The organism is Micromonospora sp. CPCC 205554, from assembly GCF_036902745.1.
Lineage (GTDB): Bacteria > Actinomycetota > Actinomycetes > Mycobacteriales > Micromonosporaceae > Micromonospora > Micromonospora tulbaghiae.
In genome coordinates this window covers 89,118-109,322 of the sequence record NZ_JBAKHP010000008.1, presented here as the reverse complement: position 1 = coordinate 109,322, position 20,205 = coordinate 89,118, and the positions used below count along the sequence as shown (strand labels likewise).

Genomic DNA, 20,205 nt, shown 5'->3' with positions numbered 1-20,205 from the left:
GCCAGGCTCGGGTTACCCAGAGCCACTTCCGGGGAGGGTGAGTGTCCACTGTCGTCATCAAGCGGCCGCCACGCCGCCCGGCGCCGGAGATCCCGGTCGGTGAGCTGCCCGTCGAGGCGCCGCCGGAGATCCCCGCCGCTGCCGGTGGGCGCTGGCAGCAGGCGCTGATGGTGCTGCCGATGCTCGGCGGGACGGTGGCCATGGCGATGATGTTCGGCCGCGGCGGCGGGGCCTACTCGTACGTGGTGGGCGGCATGTTCGGTCTCTCCTCGCTGGCGATGCTGGTGACCACCTGGGGCAGCGCCGGGCCGAAGAAGTCCGAGCTGATGGCCGCGCGCCGGGAGTACCTGCGCCACCTCGCCACGCTCCGGCGCCGGGTGCGGGAGACCGCCGGCGCCCAGCGGGCCGGGCTGTCCTACCGCCATCCCGAGCCGGGGCGGCTCTGGTCGACAGTCGACAGTCACCGGGTCTGGGAACGCCGGCCGGGCGACCCGGACTTCGCCGTGGTCCGGGTCGGTGTGGGGCCGCAGACGCTGGCCACCCCGCTGGTCCCGCCGGTCACCCGCCCGCTGGAGGAGCTGGAGCCGATGACGGCCGGGGCGCTGCGGCGTTTCCTGGACGCGTACTCGGTGGTGCCGGACCTGCCGGTGGCGTTGTCGCTGCGCAGTTTCGCCCGGGTCTTCGTGCGCGGGCCGGCCGGCCCGGTACGCGGCGCCGGATCGCCCGCCGCACAGGCACTGGCCCGGGCGGTGCTCACCCAGCTCGCCGTCTTCCACGCGCCGGACGAGCTGCTGATCGCGGTCTGCGCCGGGCCGGAACGCCGGAATGCCTGGGAGTGGGTGAAGTGGCTGCCGCACGCCCACCATCCGGCGCGTATCGACGCGCTGGGCCCGGTGCGGCTGGTCACCAGTTCCGCCGCCGACCTGGAACGGCTGCTCGACGACGTGCTCGGCGCCCGGTCCCGGTTCAGCCCGCACGGCACCGCGACCGACGGGCCACACGTCGTGGTGGTGCTCGACGGCGGTGACCTGACCGGCGCGACCGACCTGGCCGGTGACGGCGGCATCGACGCGGTCACCGTGCTCGACCTGGACACCCCGCCGCCCCGGCTGCTCGACCGGTACGCGCTCCTGCTCGACCTGGTCGACGGACGGCTGCACTCGCACTCCGCGGAGGGGCACGCCGAGGTGGGCGCCGCCGACGCGCTGGCGCCCGCCGACGCCGAGGCGGTGGCCCGGCGGCTCGCGCCGCTGCGGCTCGCCGGCCCGGTACGCGGACCGGACGCGCCGCCCGGCGCCGAGCTGGGCCTGCCCGAGCTGCTGGGTCTCGGCGACCCGGAGAGCTTCACCGCCGAGCAGGGCTGGGCGCCCCGGGCCGCGCGGGACCGGCTGCGGGTGCCGATCGGGGTGGGCGCCGACGGCGGGGCGATCGACCTCGACCTGAAGGAGTCGGCGCAGGACGGCATGGGCCCGCACGGCCTGCTGATCGGCGCGACCGGCTCGGGCAAGTCGGAGCTGTTGCGCACGCTGGTGCTCGGGCTGGCCGCCACGCACAGCTCGGAGCAGCTCAACTTCGTGCTCGTCGACTTCAAGGGCGGCGCCACGTTCGCGCCGTTCGGGCGGCTGCCGCACACCGCCGCCGTGATCACCAACCTGGCCGACGCGCTGCCGCTGGTGGACCGGATGGTGGACGCGATCAACGGTGAGCTGATGCGCCGGCAGGAACTGCTGCGCCGGGCCGGCAACTTCGCGAGCGTGCGCGACTACGAGCGGGCCCGGGCGGCCGGCTCGCCGCTGGCCCCGCTGCCGTCGCTGCTGCTGATCTGCGACGAGTTCTCCGAGCTGCTGTCCGCCAAGCCCGACTTCATCGACCTGTTCGTGCAGATCGGGCGGCTGGGCCGGTCGCTCGGGGTGCACCTGCTGCTGGCGAGCCAGCGGCTGGAGGAGGGGCGGCTGCGCGGGCTGGACACGCACCTGTCGTACCGGATCGGGTTGCGCACGTTCTCGGCGCTGGAGTCCCGGACGGTGCTGGGCGTGCCGGACGCGCACGAGTTGCCGCGCAGTCCCGGGCACGGATACCTGCGCTCGGGCACCGACCCGCTGGTCCGGTTCAAGGCCGCGTACGTCTCCGGGGCGGTCCGCCGCCGCGGCGGCGCGGCGGGCGCGTCCGGCGCCGGTGAGGCGCGCGTGCTCGCGTTCTCCACCCACCTGGTCCCGGTACCCGAGCCGCCCGCGCCCGTCGCCCTGCCCTCCGAGGACGACGGCGGCGAGACGCTCCTCGACCTGCTCGTGGACCGGCTGGCCGGGCAGGGCCCGCCGGCGCACCAGGTGTGGCTGCCGCCGCTGGACGCCTCGCCCGCCCTGGACGAGCTGCTCGGCCCGGTCGGCGCCGACCCGGCACGCGGGCTCACGGTGGCGAATCCGGAGCTGCACGGGGCGCTCCAGGTGCCGGTGGCGGTGGTGGACAAGCCGTTCGAGCAGCGGCGTGACCTGCTCTGGCTCGCGCTGGACGGCGCGGCCGGGCACGTCGCGGTGGTCGGCACCACCCGCAGTGGGCGGTCCAGCCTGCTGCGCACGCTGGTCTGCGCGCTCGCGCTCACCCACACCCCGGCCGAGGTGCAGGTCTACTGCCTCGACTTCGGCAGCGGGACGCTCGGCACGCTGCGCGACCTGCCCCACGTGGGCGGCGTCAGCGGGCGGACCGACGGCACCGCCGTACGCCGTACCGTCGGCGAGGTCGCCGGCCTGCTGTCCGAGCGGGAACGGCGTTTCGCCGAGGCCGGCGTGGAGTCGATGGCCGCGTGGCGACGGCGGCGGGCGGCGGGCGCGCCGGACCCGTTCGGGGACGTGTTCCTGGTGGTGGACGGCTGGAACACGCTGCGCGGCGAGTACGAGGATCTGGAACCGCTGGTCACCGAACTCGCCGTCCGGGGCCTGGCGTACGGGGTGCACGTGGTGGCGAGCGCCCTGCGCTGGTCGGACTTCCGCCCGGCGATCCGTGACCTGTTCGGCTCCCGGCTGGAGTTGCGTCTCGGCGACCCGGCCGACTCGGTGGTGGTCAAGCGGGCGCTGGCGGCCACCGTGCCGGAGGAGCGTCCGGGGCGCGGAATCACGGCGGGCGGACTGCACTTCCTCACCGCCGAACCCCGTGTCGAGGCGCTCGGTGCGGAAACCGCCGATCTGGTCAAGGCGGTCGCCGGCGCGTGGACCGGCCCGTCCGCGCCCCGGGTGCGGCTGCTTCCGCCGGTGCTGCCGTACGCCGAGCTGGACCAGAGCGCGACGAGCGGGCTGGCGTTCCCGATCGGCGTGGCCGAGGCGGACCTGTCCCCGGTGGTGCTGGACTTCGCCACCGAGCCGAACTTCGTGGTCTTCGGCGACGCCGAGTGCGGCAAGTCGTCGTTCCTGCGCGCGCTCGCCACCTCGATCGTCAACCGGTTCACCCCGGAGCAGGCCCGGGTGATGCTTGTGGACTACCGGCGCAGCCTGATGGGCGTGATCGAGACGCCGCACCTGATCGGGTACGGCACTGCCGCGCCGCACACCGCCGAGCTGATCGAGTCGGCCGCCGGCTACCTCCAGGGGCGGCAGCCGGGGCCGGAGGTGACCCCGGCGCAGCTTCGCAGCCGGTCGTGGTGGCAGGGCCCGGAGCTGTTCGTGCTCGTGGACGACTACGACCTGGTGGCCGGCGGGCCGACGAACCCGTTGCGGGCGCTGGAGGAGCACCTGCCGCACGCGCGGGACGTCGGGCTGCACCTGGTGCTGGCGCGGCGTACCGGCGGTGCCGGGCGGACCGCGTACGAGCCGATCGTGCAACGGCTGCGGGAGCTGTCCACGGCCGGGCTGGTGATGTCGGGCGGCCCGGAGGAGGGCGCGCTCGTCGGTCAGGTCAAGGCCGGGCCGCTGCCCCCGGGGCGGGCGCGTCTGGTCACGCGCCGGGAGGGGGTGCGCCTGGTGCAGTTGGCGCATCTCCCGCCCGGGTGATCCGCCTCGCGGAGTTGCCCCGTGACGGTCGGGACAACCGGTAATCTCCGTGCAGCATGTGTCTGACGCGACCGAACGGCTGGGGAATGTGACAGGGGATCGGCAGGGACCGCCCGGTGGGCCGCCCCGGCGTCTCGCCGGACGCGCGTTGCTCGCCGCCGCGTCGGCACTGGTCACCGTGGCCGGTCCGCTGGCGCCGCCGGCCCATGCCGCTCCCGCCGCCCCGGCCACACTGGCGCGGCCGTGGGTGACCCCCGACCGTGTGCTGCGCACCGACCAGGTACGCGACGAGCAGTGGCAACTGGAGGAGTTGCGGGCGAAGACCGCGTGGCGCACCTCGACCGGGCGCGGCGTGGTGGTCGCGGTGATCGACTCCGGTGTGGACGGCACCCACCCCGACCTGGCCGGTCAGGTGCTGCCCGGCCTGGACCTGGTGACGCCGGACGGCTCGGACGGCCCGGACCCGGTGGGGCACGGCACCACGGTGGCCGGGCTGATCGCCGGGCGCGCCGATGACGACCGGGGCGTGCTGGGGCTGGCGCCGGACGCCAAGATCCTTCCGGTCCGGGTCCTCGACGCCGAGAACCGCTACGACGACGCGCTGATCATCGCCAGGGCGGTGCGCTGGGCGGTCGACAACGGCGCCCAGGTGGTCAACCTGTCGCTCGGCGGCAGCAGCGACAATCCGGCGCTGGCCGCGGCGCTCGACTACGCGTTCGCCCGGGACGTGGTGGTCGTCGCCTGCACCGGCAACCTGGCCACCTCGACGACCACCGAGGTCTGGTACCCGGCCCGGGAGCCGGGTGTGCTCGCGGTCGCCGGGCTGGAGCGGACCAGCGAGAACCTCTGGTCCGGCTCGATCACGGGCCACGAGACGGTGCTCAGCGCCCCGGCCACCGGGCTCTACGGCGCCCGGCCGGAGGGTTACTGGCGGGTGCAGGGGACGAGCTTCGCCGCGCCGCTCGTCGCCGCGACGGCCGCCCTGGTCCGGGCGCGTTATCCGAAGATGTCGGCCGGCGACGTGGTCAACCGGCTGATCACCACCGCCCGGGATCTGGGTCCGACCGGCCGGGACGACCGGTTCGGCTACGGCCTGGTGGACCCGGTGGCCGCGCTCACCGCCGACGTGCCGTCGGTGGGCCACAACCCGCTCGACGACAACGCCTCCCCCGGCGTGGTGGGCTTCGGGCCCGCGCCCGGCGACACGCGGGACACCCGGGCCGCCGCGGCGGGCCGGGGCGGCGACCCGCTCGGGCGTACGGCGGAGGGCTGGAACGCCCGGCCGGCGGGACAGACGGACGTCTCCGCCCCGGAGCGGCTCTGGACCGGCCTGGCCCTGTTCGTCGCGCTCGTCACCGGCACCGCGTTGATGGTTCGCCGATTCCGGCAGACCCGTCGCTGAACCGGTCTGATCCCGCCCCCGGATGGGTAGGGGAAGCCTCATGGAGACCACCGGGGCGACGGTCACGCACCGGTCGTGGCGGAGCCGCCGCCTCGACCCCGAGCACTCGCTGGGCCTGCGGCTCACCCTGACCGTGCTCGCGGCGTTCCTGGTGCTGGTGCCGTTCGCCCTGCTCGCGCTGCTGGTGCTCGGCGCCTGGCCGCCCCTGCTGCGGCTGGATGCCTCGATCACCGACGCGTTCCACGGGTACGCGCAGGACCGTCCCGCCTGGGCCGGTGTGATGACGGTCTGGACGCACGTGTTCGGGCCCGGCCCGCTGCGGGTGGCAGCGGTCGTGGTGGTGGTGTGGCTGGTCCGGCGCGGCGCGCCCCGGCTCGCGGTCTGGGTGGTGGTCACCATGGTCGCCGGCGGGCTGCTCGGCGCGCTGCTCAAGCTGCTCGTCGGCCGGGACCGGCCGGATCTGCTGGACCCGGTGGCCCGGGCCGCCGGCTACTCCTTCCCGTCCGGTCACGCGCTCAACGCCACGCTGGCGGCGGGTGTGCTGCTGCTGGTGTTCCTGCCGTTCGTGCGGGACAGCCGCCGGGGCCGGGTCGCGCTGTGGACGGCTGCCCTGCTGGTCACAGTGGTGACCGGGCTCAGCCGGATCGCGCTCGGCGTGCACTGGACCAGCGACGTGGTGGGCGGCTGGGTGCTCGGGGTGGCGGTGGTGGCCGCGACCTCGGCCGCCTTCGCCACCTGGCGCAGCGGATCCGGGCGGCCGTCCGCGCGCCCGCTCCGCGAGGGGGTCGAGCCGGAGCTGGCCGACCAGCGGCCGGAGGGCGGCCGGGCGTAGCCGGACTCTCGCCGGGGTACAGGCGAGCCCATGTCCGACGTCGTGATCCGAGTCACCCGGCGTGTCCTGCTGCCGCTGGCCCTGCTCTTCGCGCTGATGGTGGGCCTGGGCCTGCTGGTGACCCGGGTGCTGGCCCGCACCTGGCCGTTCACCGTGGAGGACACGGTCAACCGGGAGCTGGCCGGCGACCGGACGCCGGGTTGGAACGACGTCTCGCTGGTGTTCAGCACGCTCGCCAGCACCCAGATGATCGTCGTGGTGACGGTGCTGGCGGCGCTGGTGCTGCGGCTGGTGCTGCACCGCTGGCGGGAGCCGCTGTTCCTGTGCGCGGCGGTGACCGCACAGGCGCTGATCTTCCTGTTCACCACGATGGCCATCGACCGGAACCGCCCGGCCGTCGCGCACATGGACGCCTCCCCGCCCACGTCCAGCTTCCCGTCCGGGCACACCTCGGCGGCGACCGCGCTCTACGTCGGCCTCGCGGTGCTGCTGGCGCTGCGGGCGCGCAGCACCCCGGCCAAGGTCGGCTGGTGGGCGCTGCTGGTGCTGGTGCCGCTCGGCGTGGCGCTGACCCGGATGTACCGGGGCATGCACCACCCCAGCGACGTGGTCGCCTCGTTCCTCAACGGCGGCGCGTGCGTGGCGATCATGGCGCGGGCGGTGCTCGACCGCACGCTCACCTGGGGCCGCGCCCGGCTGCCGCTGTCCCGCTCCGGCGACGAGGCGACACCGGCGGGAGCAACGGCGGGTGGCTGAGCACCGCCGGCCGGCTCAGGTGCAGTCGCCGGTGGCCACTCCCCGGGTACGCTCCGCGCCCGCCAGCGCCACCGGTCGCGCCTCGGCCGCGGTCACCGCGAAACCGGTGTTCGGGTCGTCCGCCGCCGCCGCGAAGATCACCCCGAGCACCAGACCGTTCGAGGAGACGAGCGGGCCGCCGGAGTTGCCGCTGCGCACCAGCGCCCGGATCGTGTAGATCTCCCGGTTGACGTCACCGGCCGAGTAGATGTCCGGGCCGGTGATCCGGTCGACGTCCCGGATCCGGGCCGGGCGGGCGTCGTACGGGCCGTCGAGCGGGAAGCCGAGCACGATCGCGTCAGCGCCGGTGGCGGCCGGGCCGGCGGCGAAGCGCAGCGACGGTCCGGGCAGTCCGGGTACGTAGAGCACCGCGAGGTCCCGGTCCGGGTCGTAGACGACGACCTCGCCGTCGTACCGCTCGCCGCGCAGCTCCACGGCCACCGACCGGGTGCCGGCGACCACGTGCGCGTTGGTCATCACCCGGTCGTCGGCGTACACGAAGCCGGAGCCCTCGATGCGGCGCGAGCAGCTCGGCGCGGAGCCGAGCACCTTCACCACCGACCGCCTGCTGTTCTGCACCACCTGGGAGTTGGCCAGCGCCGGGTCGGGCGGGGCGACCTGCCGGGCGCGGGTCGGGGCGAGGTCGCCGAACACGTCCGGGAAGCCGTTGGTGTCGACCGTGTCGCGCAGCGCCGTGGACAGATCCTGTGCCTTGTCCGGCAGCACCTGGTCGACGACGGTGAGCAGCGCGCTGTTGCGCACCGAGGAGGCCAGCCACGGCACCGAGGAGGAGCCGAGCGGCACGGCGACCAGCCACGCCACGAGCATGACCGCGACGACCGAGATGAACGCGCCGCCGACGTCGTCGATCTTCCGCCCGGCCGGCCCGGTGATGGCGGCCCGGAGATTGGAGCCGAGCCAGCCGGCCAGCGCCTGCCCCAGCACCGCGAGCCCGAAGATCGCCACCAGGGAGATCAGCACGCGTGTGCCGCTCGTTGCGAACTGCTGCGCGATCAGCGGCCCGACCTGGAGGCCGAGCAGCGCGCCCAGGAAGAAGCCGGAGAACGACAGGGCCCCGATGACGAAGCCCTGACGGTATCCGCTGATCGCGAACACGAGCATGAGCAGAAGGAGGACGAGATCCACGGCGGACACGCCCCAAGGGTACGGGCACCGGGCCCGCGCTCGGCTCAGCGCTCGCGGAACGTGACCCGGGGATGCGTACGGGTGATCACCGCACCGGGCTCTCGTCGGCCGGTTCGGTGCCCGCCGACGGAGCGGGCGTGGCGTCGACGGGCGGCAGCTCCACCACGCGCGAGTGCGGCCAGGGCCGGGACCAGCCGCCCATCTCCAGCAGCCGGTCGATCACGCCCGCGGTGAAGCCCCAGACGAGCATGCCGCGCGCCGAGAACGCGGGACCGATCCAGCCGCTCGGGTGGCGTACCCGCATGCGGTTGTCCGGGTCGACCAGCTCGGTGACCGGCAGCCGGGCCACGTGCGCGACCTCGGCCGGCTCGCGGGGGTGCACCGGGTGCGGGTCGTGCCACCAGGCGAGCACCGGGGTGACCACGAAGTCGCTGACCGGGATCCAGAGCCGGGGCAGCTCGGCCAGCACGGTGACGCTGCCGGGGTCGAGGCCGACCTCCTCGTTCGCCTCGCGCAGCGCGGTGGCGCGGGCGTCGGCGTCCTCCGGATCGGCCGCCCCGCCCGGGAAGGCCGGCTGCCCGGCGTGGTTGCGCAGCGTCGCGGCGCGCTGGAGGACCAGCACGTCCGGCCCGGCGCCGGGCTCCTCACCGAGCAGCACCAGCACGGCGCTCTCCCGGCCGCCGCTGGACGGCGTGACGATGCGGGTGAAGTCCTCCGCCCGCGCGGTGCCGAGCCGGCCCAGCAGCGGGTCGAACCACACCGGTGGCCGTCGGGTCATACCCGCACCCCGAGGTGACGTTCGAGCAGCGCGGCGAGGCGGGCGTCGTCGAGCGCGCCGGTCGCGTCGGTGTGCCGGATCCGGCCGTCGGCGTCGACGAGCACCGTCAGCGGGAACGCGTTGCGTTCGAGCGCGCGCTGGAACGCGTCGCCCTGGTCGAGCAGCATCGGGAAGTCGACGCCGTAGTCCTCGCCGATGGACTGCGCGCCGCCGCGGCTGTCCCGGCTGTTCACGCCGATCACCTGGAACCGGCCGTCGGCCCGCTCGGCCAGCCGCTGGAACGCGGGCAGTTCCTTGCGGCACGGCGGGCACCAGGACGCCCAGACGTTGATCACCGCCGGGCCCTTGACGTCGCGCAGGTTCACCGGCGTGCCGCCGGTGAAGCAGTTGAGCGTCAGGTCGGGAAGCTGGTCTCCGGCCTTTCCAGCAGGCGCCGGCGACGCGGCGGCGGGCGCGACGGTCAGCGGGGTGCAGTCGGCGAACGGCGAGGGACGCTCGGCCCGGGTCGCCGGCGCCGGACGTTCCGGCTCCTCGGTCGTGGCGGTGCAGCCCGCCGCCGCCAGCAGCAGCGGGACGAGGAGACAGGCGAGCCGGCGCATCACGGCACGTCCGCCGCGGCGGCCTGCTGCGGCACCAGGTCGGGGTCGAGGCCGACGGCCACCGCCAGGTCACGGGCGCGAGGGCCCTTGAGCAGCTTGGCCGCGGCGACCGGCTCGGTCGGCCCGGTGCCGTACGCGGGGCACAGCTTCGCCAGCGTGCACGCGCCGCAGGCGGGCTTGCGGGCGTGGCAGACCCGGCGGCCGTGGAAGATCACCCGGTGCGACAGCATCGTCCAGTCGCGCTTGGGATAGAGCGCGCCGATCGCGTGCTCGATCTTCACCGGGTCGGTCTCGGCGGTGAGCTGCCACCGCTGCACCAGCCGCTGGAAGTGGGTGTCGACGGTGATGCCGGGGACGCCGAAGGCGTTGCCGAGGATGACGTTCGCGGTCTTGCGGCCGATCCCCGGCAGCGTCACCAGGTCGTCCAGCCGGCCGGGCACCTCGCCGTCGTACCGCTCGCAGAGCGCACGCCCGAGGTTGATCAGGGAGCTGGTCTTGTTGCGGTAGAACCCGGTGGGCCGGATCAGCTCCTCCAGCTCGGCGCGGTCCGCCCCGGCGTAGTCGGCGGCGGTGCGGTAGCGGGCGAACAGCTTCGGCGTGACCTCGTTGACCTTCTTGTCGGTGCACTGGGCGGACAGGATCGTCGCCACTGCGAGCTCCAGCGCGTTGGAGTGGTCGAGTTCACAGTGCGCGTCGGGGTGCGTCTCGGTCAGCACGCGGCCGATGCGCCGGGCGCGGCGCGTACGGCCGAGGTCGGTCTCGGGGGAGCGCGTGGTCACGTCGGCCAGCCTACGTCGCGGGGCCGACGCTCCGGCGGCTCGGCGCGGCCGGGGTGCGCTCAGCCACCCGCCGGTGCGGTGATCTTGCCGGTCCCGTCGAGCTTCGCGCCGGTGTCCGGGAAGTCGGACCGGTTCAGGTCGCGGACCAGTCCCAGGCCGCGGTTCTGCCGGTCCACCGACGGACGGCCCACGCCGTTCATCACGGTGGAGGTGAACGTGCCGCCGGCGAACGTCCCGTCGGCGGTGAGCGACACCTTGAGCACGCCGCCCCAGCCGAGCCGGCCCGAGCTGTTCAGCGACTTGCCGCCACCGGCGAAGTTGCCGAGGCTGTACGCGATCAGCCGCCCCTTGTAGAACTCCATCCCGCGCAGCACGTGCGGGCCGTGCCCGATGACCAGGTCCGCGCCGGCGTCGATGACGGTCCGGGAGAAGCGGATCGGGTCGCCGCGGTTCTCGCCGAAGAACATCTCGGTGCCCGGCTTCACCCGGGTCTTGTCCGCCCCCTCGGCGCCCATGTGCACCTGCACCACCACGATCTGGGCCGACTCCTTGGCCATCTCGATCACCTGCTTGGCGGCGTTCAGGTCGACCAGGCTGTTGGACCAGGGGTACGACGAGAAGCCCACCACGGCGACCTTGATGCCCTTGACGTCCACCACGGTGATCTCGCCCGGCGCGCCGGTGTGCTTGAGCCCGTGCGCCTCCAGCGCCGACTGGGTGTTCTCGTAGCCCTGGCGGCCGTAGTCGTAGCCGTGGTTGTTGGCCTGGTTGAGCAGCTGGAACCCGGCCGACCGCAGGTGCGCGGCATAGCCGGGCGGCGCACGGAACTGGTAGCAGTTCTTCGGCTCCGGGCCGCACTTGCCGGCGCCGGTGTCGTCGGTGAGCGGCTCCTCCAGGTTGCCCATCACCAGGTCGCCCTTGAGCGCCGACTTCACGTCGTCGAAGAAGCCCTTGCCGCCGTTGGGCGGCAGCCGGTCCGGCGCGTTGCCCATGATCACGTCGCCGGTCGCGGTGAGCGAGATCGACGGCTCCTTCGCCGGGTCCGACGCGGCGGGCTGCTCGCCGGTGGCCGGTCCGGTCGCACCACCGCCCTGTCCCGCCTGCCACCGGGGGTCGCCGCCGGACCCGCCGGCGTCGCCGCCGCAGCCGGCGACGAACAGGACGGCGACGAGCGCGGCGAACGCGGCCAGGCGCTTGCCGGGCACGGCGCGACGCGGGCCGGGAGCGGCGGTGGGCGGTCCGGCGACAGCGGCGCGGAGGATACGGGGCACAGAACGGGCGGGAGCGTACATCGTCGGCGACGCTACCGTCCCCGGGACGCCGCGACGAGGGCCGATCGGTCGGAAAACCCGGCGCGCCGGACATGGCCGGCGCATGTCAGCCCGCCCGCCGGTCGGACCAGGGCACGACGGTCCCGGCGCCGCCGGAGCGGACTGCGGCGTGCACGGCCCGGGCCAGGGGCGCGCCCCACGCCGACCGGGGACCGCCGTACGGGGCCGGATCGCCGTCGGCCGGGCAGAGGACCGTCACGGCGTCGGTGGGTGTGCCGGTGGCCGGCAGTCCCAGTTCCCAGATCGCCTGCGCCTTCGCCTCGGTGGCGGTGGCCACGGCGTTGACCAGGGCGGCGTCGCCGAGACGCACCGGCACGTACGCGACGATGTTGACGGTGCCGACGCGCTGCGCGGGCCGGGCCGGCTCGGGCGCGGCGGACGATGCCGGCTCGGGCGCGGCGGCCCAGACCGGGGTGCCCAGGCCGACCGTCGCCCAGACCCGGACGCCGCCGTCGGTCCGGCGGACCACCTCGGTCACGTCCACGCCGGTCAGCAGCCCGACCCCGGGGCCGTCCAGGTCGAGGCCGTGCGCCAGTTCGGCCAGGTGCGCGGCGGGGTCGTCACGGTCGTACGACATCGGCACCGTCGCGTTCAGCACCCACCCGCGGACGCCGATCCCCCCGCCCAGCGGCGCGGAGCCGACCGCCAGCAGCGGCGCCTCGGCCCGCCAGGCCAGCATGGGGATGTCCCACCCGGATTCGGACCGGCTGGTCAGGAACGGCTCACACAGCACGCCGGTCACCCTACGATCACAGGAGGGAACGGGTGGCGCCGGGCCGGGCCGGAGGCGGGATCTTAGCTGCTCACCGGGTCGGGCGGGTTACGCCCAACGATCAAGATTCCAGGGGTGCACCTCTGATTCCTACTCATGTGCGCCTAGACTGGCGGCGCGCGAGGGATCAGCGGACGGCGGACCCGGCCGACGGACGGCACGCGCAGGCGGAGGTGCGCGATGGACGAGGTACTGGCCCGCAGCGGGATCTTCCAGGGTGTCGACCCGGAGGCTGCCGAGGCGCTCGCCAAGGAGATGGAGACGATCGAGGTCCGCAAGGGCGAGATCGTGTTCAACGAGGGCGAGCCCGGCGACAGTCTCTACATCCTCCTGTCCGGCAAGATCAAGGTGGGTCGCCGCGCGGCGGACGGCCGGCAGAACCTGATCGCCGTGATGGGCCCGTCGGACATGGTCGGTGAGCTGTCGCTCTTCGACCCCGGTCCGCGTACGGCGACGGCCACGGCGGTCACCGACACCCGCCTGGTCCGGCTGCGCAAGCAGGCGCTGCGGCCGTGGCTGAACAACCGGCCCGAGATCGCCGAGCAGCTGCTGCGGGTGCTGGCCCGCCGGCTGCGCCGGACCAACGACTCGCTCGCCGACCTGATCTTCACTGACGTGCCGGGCCGGGTCGCCAAGAACCTGCTCCAGATGGCCGGCCGGTTCGGCACCCGCGACGGCGGCGTGCTGCGCGTGACGCACGACCTCACCCAGGAGGAGATCGCCCAGCTCGTCGGCGCCTCCCGGGAGACCGTCAACAAGGCGCTGGCCGACTTCGCCTCGCGCGGCTGGCTGCGGCTGGACGGCAAGAGCATCATCATCCTCGACCCGGAGCGCCTGGCCCGCCGCGCGCGGGTCTGATCCTCCGTACCGGCTTCCCGGCCCGGCCCGCCTCGGTGCGAGCCGGGCCGGCGCCGTCTCTGCCCGCCGCAGAATCGCTTGGCCCTCCCGGACCGGTGCCGCCAGGCTGGGACGATGCCTGATCGCGTCGCCGTCCTCTCCGACATCCACGGTGTGCTGCCCGCGCTGGCGGCAGTCCTGGCCGAGCCGGACGTGGCAGCCGCCGACCGGATCGTCCTCACCGGTGACCTGGCGGCCGGTCCGCAGCCGGTCGAGGTGCTGGACCGGTTGGCCGCGCTCGGCGACCGGGCCTGCTGGGTCGGCGGGAACGCCGACCGGGAGCTGGTGCAGGCGCGGGCCGGGAAGGCTTCCCCGATCGAGGTCTCGAACTGGGCCGCCGGTCAGCTCCGCGACGACCAGGTGGCCCGGCTGGCGGCGCTGCCGCCGTCCGTCACGCTGCCGGTCACCGGTCTGGGCGACGTGCTGTTCTGCCACGCGACCCCACGCGACGACGAGGAGGTCGTGCTCGTCGACTCGCGGCTCGACCGCTGGGCCGAGGTCTTCGCCGGTCTCCCGGCCGAGGTCGGCACCGTCGTCTGCGGGCACACGCACATGCCGTTCACCCGCCTGGTCGACCGCCGGCTGGTGGTCAACCCGGGCAGTGTCGGCATGCCGTACGGGGGCGCGGGCGCCTGGTGGGCGCTGCTGGGCCCGGGTGTGCAGTTGCGCCGGACGCGCTTCGACGTGGACGCCGCCTGCGCCCGGATCGCCGCCGGGTCCACGTTCCCGGACGCGGCGGCCTGGGCCGACGAGTACGTCCGCTCCCGCCACTCCGACGCCGACGCCCTCACGGTCTTCGCCCCCCGAGACGGCCGCTGACCCACCCGCCTCCGGACGCCGACCGCCCGCCCGGCCGCTTCCGGGTTGATCAAGGAGTTCGCGTCCGAGAACGGTGCCCGCACGGACACCAACTCCTTGATCAACGCGATGGCGGCGGGCGGAAAAAGTCAGGCTTGACTGCTTGTTTTGGGCGGGGGACGCTGTCAGCGTGTCGAGCCGAGTTCCGCAGCAGGAGCGCAGCCGCGCCACCCAGGCCCGGCTGCTGGAGGCGACTGTCGAGTGCCTGGTGGAGCACGGCTGGTCCGGCACCACGACCACTGTGGTGGCAGCTCACGCCGGCGTCTCCCGGGGTGCCCAGCTGCACCACTACCCCACCAAGACCGCACTGGTGACCGCCGCCGTCACGCACCTGACCGAGCGCCGGGCGGCCGAGCTGCGCGCCGAGGCGGCGGCCCTGCCGTCCGGCCCGCAGCGGCTCGACGGGGTGGTCGACCTGCTCGCCGCCTCCTTCACCGGCCCGCTGTTCGTGGCCGCGCTGGAGCTGTGGGTGGCCGCCCGGACCGACGCCGAGCTGCGGGCCGCGCTGGTGCCGCTGGAGGCGCGGATCGGCCGCGAGATGCACCGGCTCACCGTCGAGCTGCTCGGCGTGGATGAGCGCAAGCCGGGCGTACGCGAGTCGGTGCAGGCCACCCTCGACCTGCTGCGCGGTCTCGGCGTGGCCAACCTGCTCAGCGACGACTCGCCCCGCCGCGCCGCCCTGCTGCACACCTGGAAACGCCAGCTCGCCGCGCTGCTCACCCCCGAGAGCGAGCGGCACTGATCCCCTGACGCCCCAACCCCGCCCGGAGGCACGATGGTCGACCTGACAGCCCTGCTCGCGGATCTGGCCGCCGAGTCCGAACAGCTCGACGCGCTCGTCGCGGACCTGCCGCCGGAGGGATGGGAGCAGCCGACGCCGGCCCCGGGCTGGACCGTCGCGCACCAGGTCGCGCACCTGGCCTGGACCGACCACGTCGCCTACCTGGCGGCCACCGACGAGTCCGCGTTCTTCGCCTCGGTGATGGCCGCGCCGGACCCGTCGCGCCTGGTCGAGGACGGCGCCGAGTCCTTCCTCGCGCCGCCGCCCGCACTGCTGGCCCGCTGGCGTGCCGGCCGGTCGGCGCTCGCCGGGGCGCTCGCCGCCGTGCCGGCCGGGCAGAAGCTTCCCTGGTACGGCACCAGCATGTCGCCCACGTCGATGGCGACCGCCCGCCTGATGGAGACGTGGGCGCACGGCGAGGACGTGGCCGACGCGCTCGGCGTCAGCCGTACCCCGACCGAACGGCTGCGGCACATCGCGCACCTCGGCTTCCGTACCCTCGGGCACGGTTTCGCGGCCCACGGCCGCGAGGTGCCCACGGCGCCGGTGCGGGTCGAGCTGACCGCGCCCGCGGGCGATGCGGTGTGGGAGTTCGGGCCGGCGGAGGCGGCCGACCGGGTGACCGGCCCGGCGCTCGACTTCTGCCTGCTCGTCACGCAGCGCCGGCACCGCGCGGACCTGGCCCTGACCGCCACCGGGCCGGTCGCCGACGAGTGGCTGGACGTGGCCCAGGCGTTCGCCGGCCCGCCCGGCGGCAAGCGTGAGCCGGACGGAGCCTCCTCGTGAGCGTGCTGCGGATCGGGAACGCGTCGGGCTTCTACGGCGACCGCTTCACCGCCTGGCGGGAGATGCTCGACGGCGGCGAGCTGGACGTGCTGACCGGTGACTACCTGGCCGAACTGACCATGCTCATCCTCGGCCGGGACCGGATGCGCGACCCGTCGCTCGGTTACGCGAAGACGTTCCTGCGCCAGGCGGAGGGCGTGCTCGGCACCGCGCTGGAGCGCGGCGTCACGCTTGTCACCAACGCGGGCGGCCTCAACCCGGCCGGGCTGGCCGACGCGATCCGGTCGCTCGGCGACCGGCTCGGCCTCCAGGTCCGGGTCGGGTACGTCGAGGGCGACGCGATCCAGCGGCCGGACGCGCTGACCGCGAACGCCTACCTGGGCGCGTTCGGGATCGCGGCCTGCCTCGACGCGGGCGCGGACGTGGTGGTCACCGGGCGGGTCACCGACGCCTCACTGGTGGTCGGCCCGGCGGTGGCCCGCTTCGGGTGGACCCGCGACGACCTCGACGCGCTGGCCGGCGCCACTGTGGCCGGGCACCTGATCGAGTGCGGCGCGCAGGTCACCGGCGGCAACTTCAGCTTCTTCACCGAGCTGCCGGACGGCGGGCACCGGCCTGGCTTTCCGATCGCCGAGCTGCACCCGGACGGCTCGTCGGTGCTCACCAAGCACACCGGCACCGGCGGCGCGGTCACTGTGGAGACGGTCACCGCCCAGTTGCTGTACGAGGTCGGCGGGCCGGACTACCTCGGGCCGGACGTGGTGACGCGGCTGGACACGGTGCGGCTGGAGCAGGAGGGCCCGGACCGGGTACGCGTGTCCGGGGTGCGCGGCACGCCGCCGCCGGGCACGCTCAAGGTGGGCGTCAACAACCTGGGCGGCTTCCGCAACTCGATGACGTTCGTGCTGTGCGGGCTGGACATCCCGGCCAAGGCGGCACTGGTCCGGGGCCAGATCGAGGAGTCGGTCGGCACGGAAGGGCTGGAGTTCACGCTGGCCCGCACCGACCACCCGGACACCGGCGACACCGAGGCGGCGAGCGCGCTGCTGCACGTGCACCTGCGCGACGGCGACAAGTCGCGGGCCGGGCGGGCGTTCTCGGCGGCGGCGGTGGAGCTGGCGCTCGCCTCCTATCCGGGCTGCACGCTCACCACGCTGCCCGGCGACGCGACGCCGTACGGGGTGTTCACCGCGGACACGATCGCGCAGGACGAGGTCGGGCACGTGGCGGTGCTGCCCTCCGGCGAGCGGGTGCCGATCGCCCCGCCGACGGTCACGGCGACGCCGGTCGAAGCGCCGCCACGGGAGGCCGGCGCCGTACCGGCTCCGGCCGCCACCCGGCGCGGGCCGCTCGGTGAGCTGGTCGGCGCGCGGTCGGGCGACAAGGGCGGCGACGCCAACCTGGGCGTCTGGGCCCGCACCGACGCGACCTGGCCCTGGCTGCGCGACTGGCTGACGGTGGAGCGGCTGGCCGAGCTGCTGCCGGAGACCGCCGCGCTCACTGTCGAGCGGTACGAGCTGCCGAACCTGCGCGCGGTCAACTTCGTGATCCGAGGGCTGCTCGGGCAGGGTGTGGCCGCCTCCACCCGGTTCGACCCCCAGGCCAAGGCGCTCGGCGAGCTGCTGCGCTCGCGGGTGGTCGATCTACCGACGGAGGTACCGGCATGACCATCGTGGACACGCCGGAACGCCGGCAACTGCGCGAGCTGACCCGCTCGTTCGTCACCCGGGAGGTGCTGCCGCACCTGTCCGACTGGGAGCGGGCCGGCGAGGTGCCCCGGTCGCTGCACGAGACCGCGGCGAAGATCGGCCTGCTCGGCGTCGGCTTCCCGGAGTCGGTCGGCGGCAGCGGCGGCGACCTGCTCGACTCGATGGTGGTCACCGAGGAGATCATCCGCTCGGGCGGGTCGTCCGGGCTGGTCGCCGCGCTGTTCACGCACGGGATCGCGCTGCCGCACATGGTGGGCACGCAGGACGAGGCGCTGATCGAGAAGTACGTCCGGCCGGCGCTCGCCGGGACGATGATCGGCGCGCTCGCGATCACCGAGCCGGACGGCGGCTCGGACGTGGCGGGCATCCGCACCTGCGCGGTCCGCGACGGCGACCACTACGTCGTCAACGGCGCCAAGACGTACATCACCAGCGGGGTCCGCGCCGACTTCGTCACCACCGCGGTCTGCACCGACTTCCCCGGATCGGGCTCGGTCAGCCTGCTGGTCATCGACAAGGGCTCACCCGGGTTCACAGTGGGGCGTCGGCTGGAGAAGCTGGGCTGGCACTGCTCGGACACCGCCGAACTGTCCTTCGTCGACGTCCGGGTGCCGGGGACGAACCGGGTCGGGCCGGAGGACACCGGATTCCTCGCCATCATGCAGCAGTTCGCCAACGAGCGGCTGTCGCTCGCCACCCAGGCGTACGCGACCGCGCAGCGCTGCGTGGACCTGGCGGTGCAATGGTGCCGGGACCGCCAGACGTTCGGCCGTCCGCTCGTCGGGCGCCAGGTCGTCCGGCACAGGCTGGCCGAGATGCACAGCCGCACCGACGCGGCGCGGGCGTACGTCCACGACGTCGCCGAGCGGGTGGCCGCCGGGCAGCCGGTGGTGACCGAGGTGGCGATCGCGAAGAACGTGGCGGTGTCCGCGTGCGACTTCGTCGTCGACGCGGCGCTGCAACTGCACGGTGGCTTCGGCTACATGCGCGACGCCGAGGTGGAGCGGCACTACCGCGACGCCCGCCTGCTCGGCATCGGCGGCGGCACCACCGAGATCATGAACGAGATCATCGCGAAGGGCATGGGCCTGTGAGTACGACAGTCCTGCAGAGCACGATCGACCCGTCCGCGCCCGCCTTCACCGCCAACCGGGAGGCGCTGCTGGAGCGCCTGGCCGAGCTGGAGGAGGCGCTCGACCAGGCCCGGGGTGGTGGCGGCGAGAAGTACGTGACCCGCCACCACGGTCGCGGCAAGCTGCTCCCCCGGGAACGCATCGAGCTGCTGCTCGACCCGGACAGCCCGTTCCTGGAGCTGTCGTCGGTGGCCGCGTACGGCACGGACTTCCCGGTCGGCGCCAGCACCGTGACCGGTATCGGCGTGGTCGAGGGCGTCGAGTGCCTGATCGTGGCGAACGACCCGACGGTACGCGGCGGCGCGATCAACCCGTGGTCGCTGGCGAAGACCCGGCGGGCGGGTGAGATCGCGGCGGCCAACCGGCTGCCGATGGTGAACCTGGTCGAGTCGGCCGGCGCGGACCTGCCCACCCAGGCGGAGATCTTCATTCCCGGCGGCCGGGTGTTCCGTGATCTGACCCGGCTCTCCGCGCAGCGGATCCCGACCGTGAGCGTGGTCTTCGGCAACGCCACAGCCGGTGGTGCGTACGTGCCGGGCATGTCCGACTTCACCATCATGATCCGGGACCGTTCGCAGGTCTACCTGGCCGGGCCGCCGCTGGTGAAGATGGCCACCGGCGAGGTCACCGACGACGAGTCGCTCGGTGGCGCGTCGATGCACGCCACCACGTCCGGCCTGGCCGACTTCCTCGCCTCCGACGAGCGCGACGGCATCCGGCTGGCCCGGCAGTGCGTCCGCCGGCTCAACTGGCGCAAGCACGGCCCTCCGCCACGCAACCCGCACCCGCTGCCACCCCGGTACGACCCGGAGGAGCTGCTCGGCATCGCCAGCGCCGACCTGAAGGTGCCGTTCGACCCGCGCGAGGTGCTGGCCCGGGTGCTCGACGACAGCGCGTTCGACGAGTTCAAGCCCGGCTACGGCACCGCGCTGGTCACCGGCTGGGGTGAGCTGCACGGCTACCCGGTCGGTGTGCTGGCGAACGCCCGGGGCGTGCTGTTCAGCGAGGAGGCGCAGAAGGCGGCCCAGTTCATCCAGCTCGCCAACGCGGCGGACACGCCGCTGGTCTTCCTCCAGAACACCACCGGCTACATGGTCGGCACCGAGTACGAGCAGCGCGGCATCATCAAGCACGGCGCCCTGATGATCAACGCGGTGTCGAACTCGACGGTGCCGCACCTGACCGTCAACCTGGGCGCCTCCTACGGCGCCGGCAACTACGGCATGTGCGGCCGGGCGTACGAGCCACGGTTCCTGTTCACCTGGCCGAACGCGAAGTCGGCGGTGATGGGCCCGGCGCAGCTCGCCGGGGTGCTGTCCATCGTGGCCCGGCAGGCCGCCGCCGCCCGGGGACGCGAGTACGACGAGGACACCGACGCCGCCATGCGGATGATGGTCGAGCAGCAGATCGAGTCGCAGTCCGGCGCGCTGTTCCTGTCCGGGCGGCTCTACGACGACGGGGTGATCGACCCCCGGGACACCCGTACCGTCCTCGGGCTCTGCCTGTCGGCGATCCACAACGGACCGGTGAGGGGCGCCGACGGTTTCGGCGTCTTCCGGATGTGACCTGTGAGCGCGAGGAACGCAGCGAAGCGGAGTCCCGCAGTCGCGAACGAAAGGCAGGCTCA

17 protein-coding genes are annotated in these 20,205 nt (G+C 74.2%); 11 read left to right on the top strand and 6 right to left on the bottom strand.

Features of this window, described 5'->3' with window-relative positions:
• Nucleotides 1–41 precede the first annotated feature (41 nt).
• The 4 genes from eccCa (at nt 42) to V6U82_RS13680 (ending at nt 6,970) form a co-directional block, all read left to right on the top strand.
• Nucleotides 42–3,980 carry a type VII secretion protein EccCa gene (gene eccCa, locus V6U82_RS13695; protein ID WP_334461157.1) on the top strand — a complete coding sequence of 1,313 codons (3,939 nt, stop codon included), beginning with the start codon at nt 42–44 and terminating at the stop codon, nt 3,978–3,980.
• Nucleotides 3,981–4,068: 88 nt separating this feature from the next.
• Nucleotides 4,069–5,382, top strand: coding sequence for a type VII secretion-associated serine protease mycosin (gene mycP, locus V6U82_RS13690; RefSeq protein ID WP_334461155.1), 1,314 nt, complete (start codon nt 4,069–4,071; stop codon nt 5,380–5,382).
• Between the two features lie 40 nt (nt 5,383–5,422).
• Nucleotides 5,423–6,214, top strand: coding sequence for a phosphatase PAP2 family protein (locus V6U82_RS13685; protein WP_128137691.1), 792 nt, complete (start codon nt 5,423–5,425; stop codon nt 6,212–6,214).
• 30 nt (nt 6,215–6,244) lie between these two features.
• Entirely contained in the window at nt 6,245–6,970 is a 726-nt protein-coding gene (locus tag V6U82_RS13680) for a phosphatase PAP2 family protein (RefSeq protein ID WP_128137690.1), read from the top strand.
• 15 nt (nt 6,971–6,985) lie between these two features.
• Here V6U82_RS13680 and V6U82_RS13675 read toward each other — a convergent pair whose 3' ends face one another.
• The 6 genes from V6U82_RS13675 to V6U82_RS13650 form a co-directional block, all read right to left on the bottom strand.
• Entirely contained in the window at nt 6,986–8,164 is a 1,179-nt protein-coding gene (locus V6U82_RS13675; RefSeq protein ID WP_120572775.1) for a MarP family serine protease, read from the bottom strand.
• 76 nt (nt 8,165–8,240) lie between these two features.
• Entirely contained in the window at nt 8,241–8,933 is a 693-nt protein-coding gene (locus V6U82_RS13670; RefSeq protein WP_334461153.1) for an NUDIX hydrolase, read from the bottom strand.
• A complete protein-coding gene (locus V6U82_RS13665; protein WP_334461152.1) occupies nt 8,930–9,532 on the bottom strand; it encodes a TlpA family protein disulfide reductase in 603 nt (200 codons plus the stop codon). Before V6U82_RS13665 ends, V6U82_RS13670 begins: the two co-directional genes overlap by 4 nt.
• Nucleotides 9,532–10,374, bottom strand: coding sequence for an endonuclease III (gene nth, locus V6U82_RS13660; protein ID WP_442933438.1), 843 nt, complete (start codon nt 10,372–10,374; stop codon nt 9,532–9,534). The genes V6U82_RS13665 and nth overlap by 1 nt, the downstream gene beginning before the upstream one ends.
• Nucleotides 10,371–11,582 (bottom strand): CapA family protein, encoded by a 1,212-nt coding sequence (locus tag V6U82_RS13655; protein WP_334461150.1) that lies wholly within the window; start codon nt 11,580–11,582, stop codon nt 10,371–10,373. The genes nth and V6U82_RS13655 overlap by 4 nt, the downstream gene beginning before the upstream one ends.
• Before the next feature lie 106 nt (nt 11,583–11,688).
• Nucleotides 11,689–12,375: an adenosylcobinamide amidohydrolase gene (locus V6U82_RS13650; protein WP_334461149.1), complete on the bottom strand. Its 687-nt coding sequence runs from the start codon at nt 12,373–12,375 to the stop codon at nt 11,689–11,691.
• Between the two features lie 219 nt (nt 12,376–12,594).
• On the opposite strand from V6U82_RS13650, the gene V6U82_RS13645 reads away from it, so the two are divergent.
• The 7 genes from V6U82_RS13645 to V6U82_RS13615 all read left to right on the top strand — a co-directional run bounded on the left by V6U82_RS13645 (nt 12,595) and on the right by V6U82_RS13615 (nt 20,143).
• Nucleotides 12,595–13,272 (top strand): Crp/Fnr family transcriptional regulator, encoded by a 678-nt coding sequence (locus V6U82_RS13645; RefSeq protein ID WP_007466162.1) that lies wholly within the window; start codon nt 12,595–12,597, stop codon nt 13,270–13,272.
• A 114-nt stretch (nt 13,273–13,386) separates the two neighbouring features.
• The gene (locus tag V6U82_RS13640) at nt 13,387–14,130 is read left to right on the top strand and encodes a metallophosphoesterase family protein (protein WP_334461147.1); all 744 of its coding nucleotides are present in this window, start codon (nt 13,387–13,389) and stop codon (nt 14,128–14,130) included.
• A 169-nt stretch (nt 14,131–14,299) separates the two neighbouring features.
• A complete protein-coding gene (locus tag V6U82_RS13635; protein WP_334461146.1) occupies nt 14,300–14,911 on the top strand; it encodes a TetR/AcrR family transcriptional regulator in 612 nt (203 codons plus the stop codon).
• Nucleotides 14,912–14,944: 33 nt separating this feature from the next.
• Nucleotides 14,945–15,736 (top strand): TIGR03084 family metal-binding protein, encoded by a 792-nt coding sequence (locus V6U82_RS13630; RefSeq protein ID WP_334461145.1) that lies wholly within the window; start codon nt 14,945–14,947, stop codon nt 15,734–15,736.
• Nucleotides 15,733–17,403, top strand: a complete 1,671-nt coding sequence (locus V6U82_RS13625; protein ID WP_334461144.1) for an acyclic terpene utilization AtuA family protein — start codon at nt 15,733–15,735, stop codon at nt 17,401–17,403. Before V6U82_RS13630 ends, V6U82_RS13625 begins: the two co-directional genes overlap by 4 nt.
• A complete protein-coding gene (locus V6U82_RS13620) occupies nt 17,400–18,539 on the top strand; it encodes an acyl-CoA dehydrogenase family protein (protein ID WP_334461143.1) in 1,140 nt (379 codons plus the stop codon). The genes V6U82_RS13625 and V6U82_RS13620 overlap by 4 nt, the downstream gene beginning before the upstream one ends.
• Complete coding sequence (locus V6U82_RS13615) at nt 18,536–20,143, top strand: acyl-CoA carboxylase subunit beta (RefSeq protein WP_128138827.1); 1,608 nt, start codon at nt 18,536–18,538, stop codon at nt 20,141–20,143. Before V6U82_RS13620 ends, V6U82_RS13615 begins: the two co-directional genes overlap by 4 nt.
• The last annotated feature ends 62 nt before the right edge of the window (nt 20,144–20,205 follow it).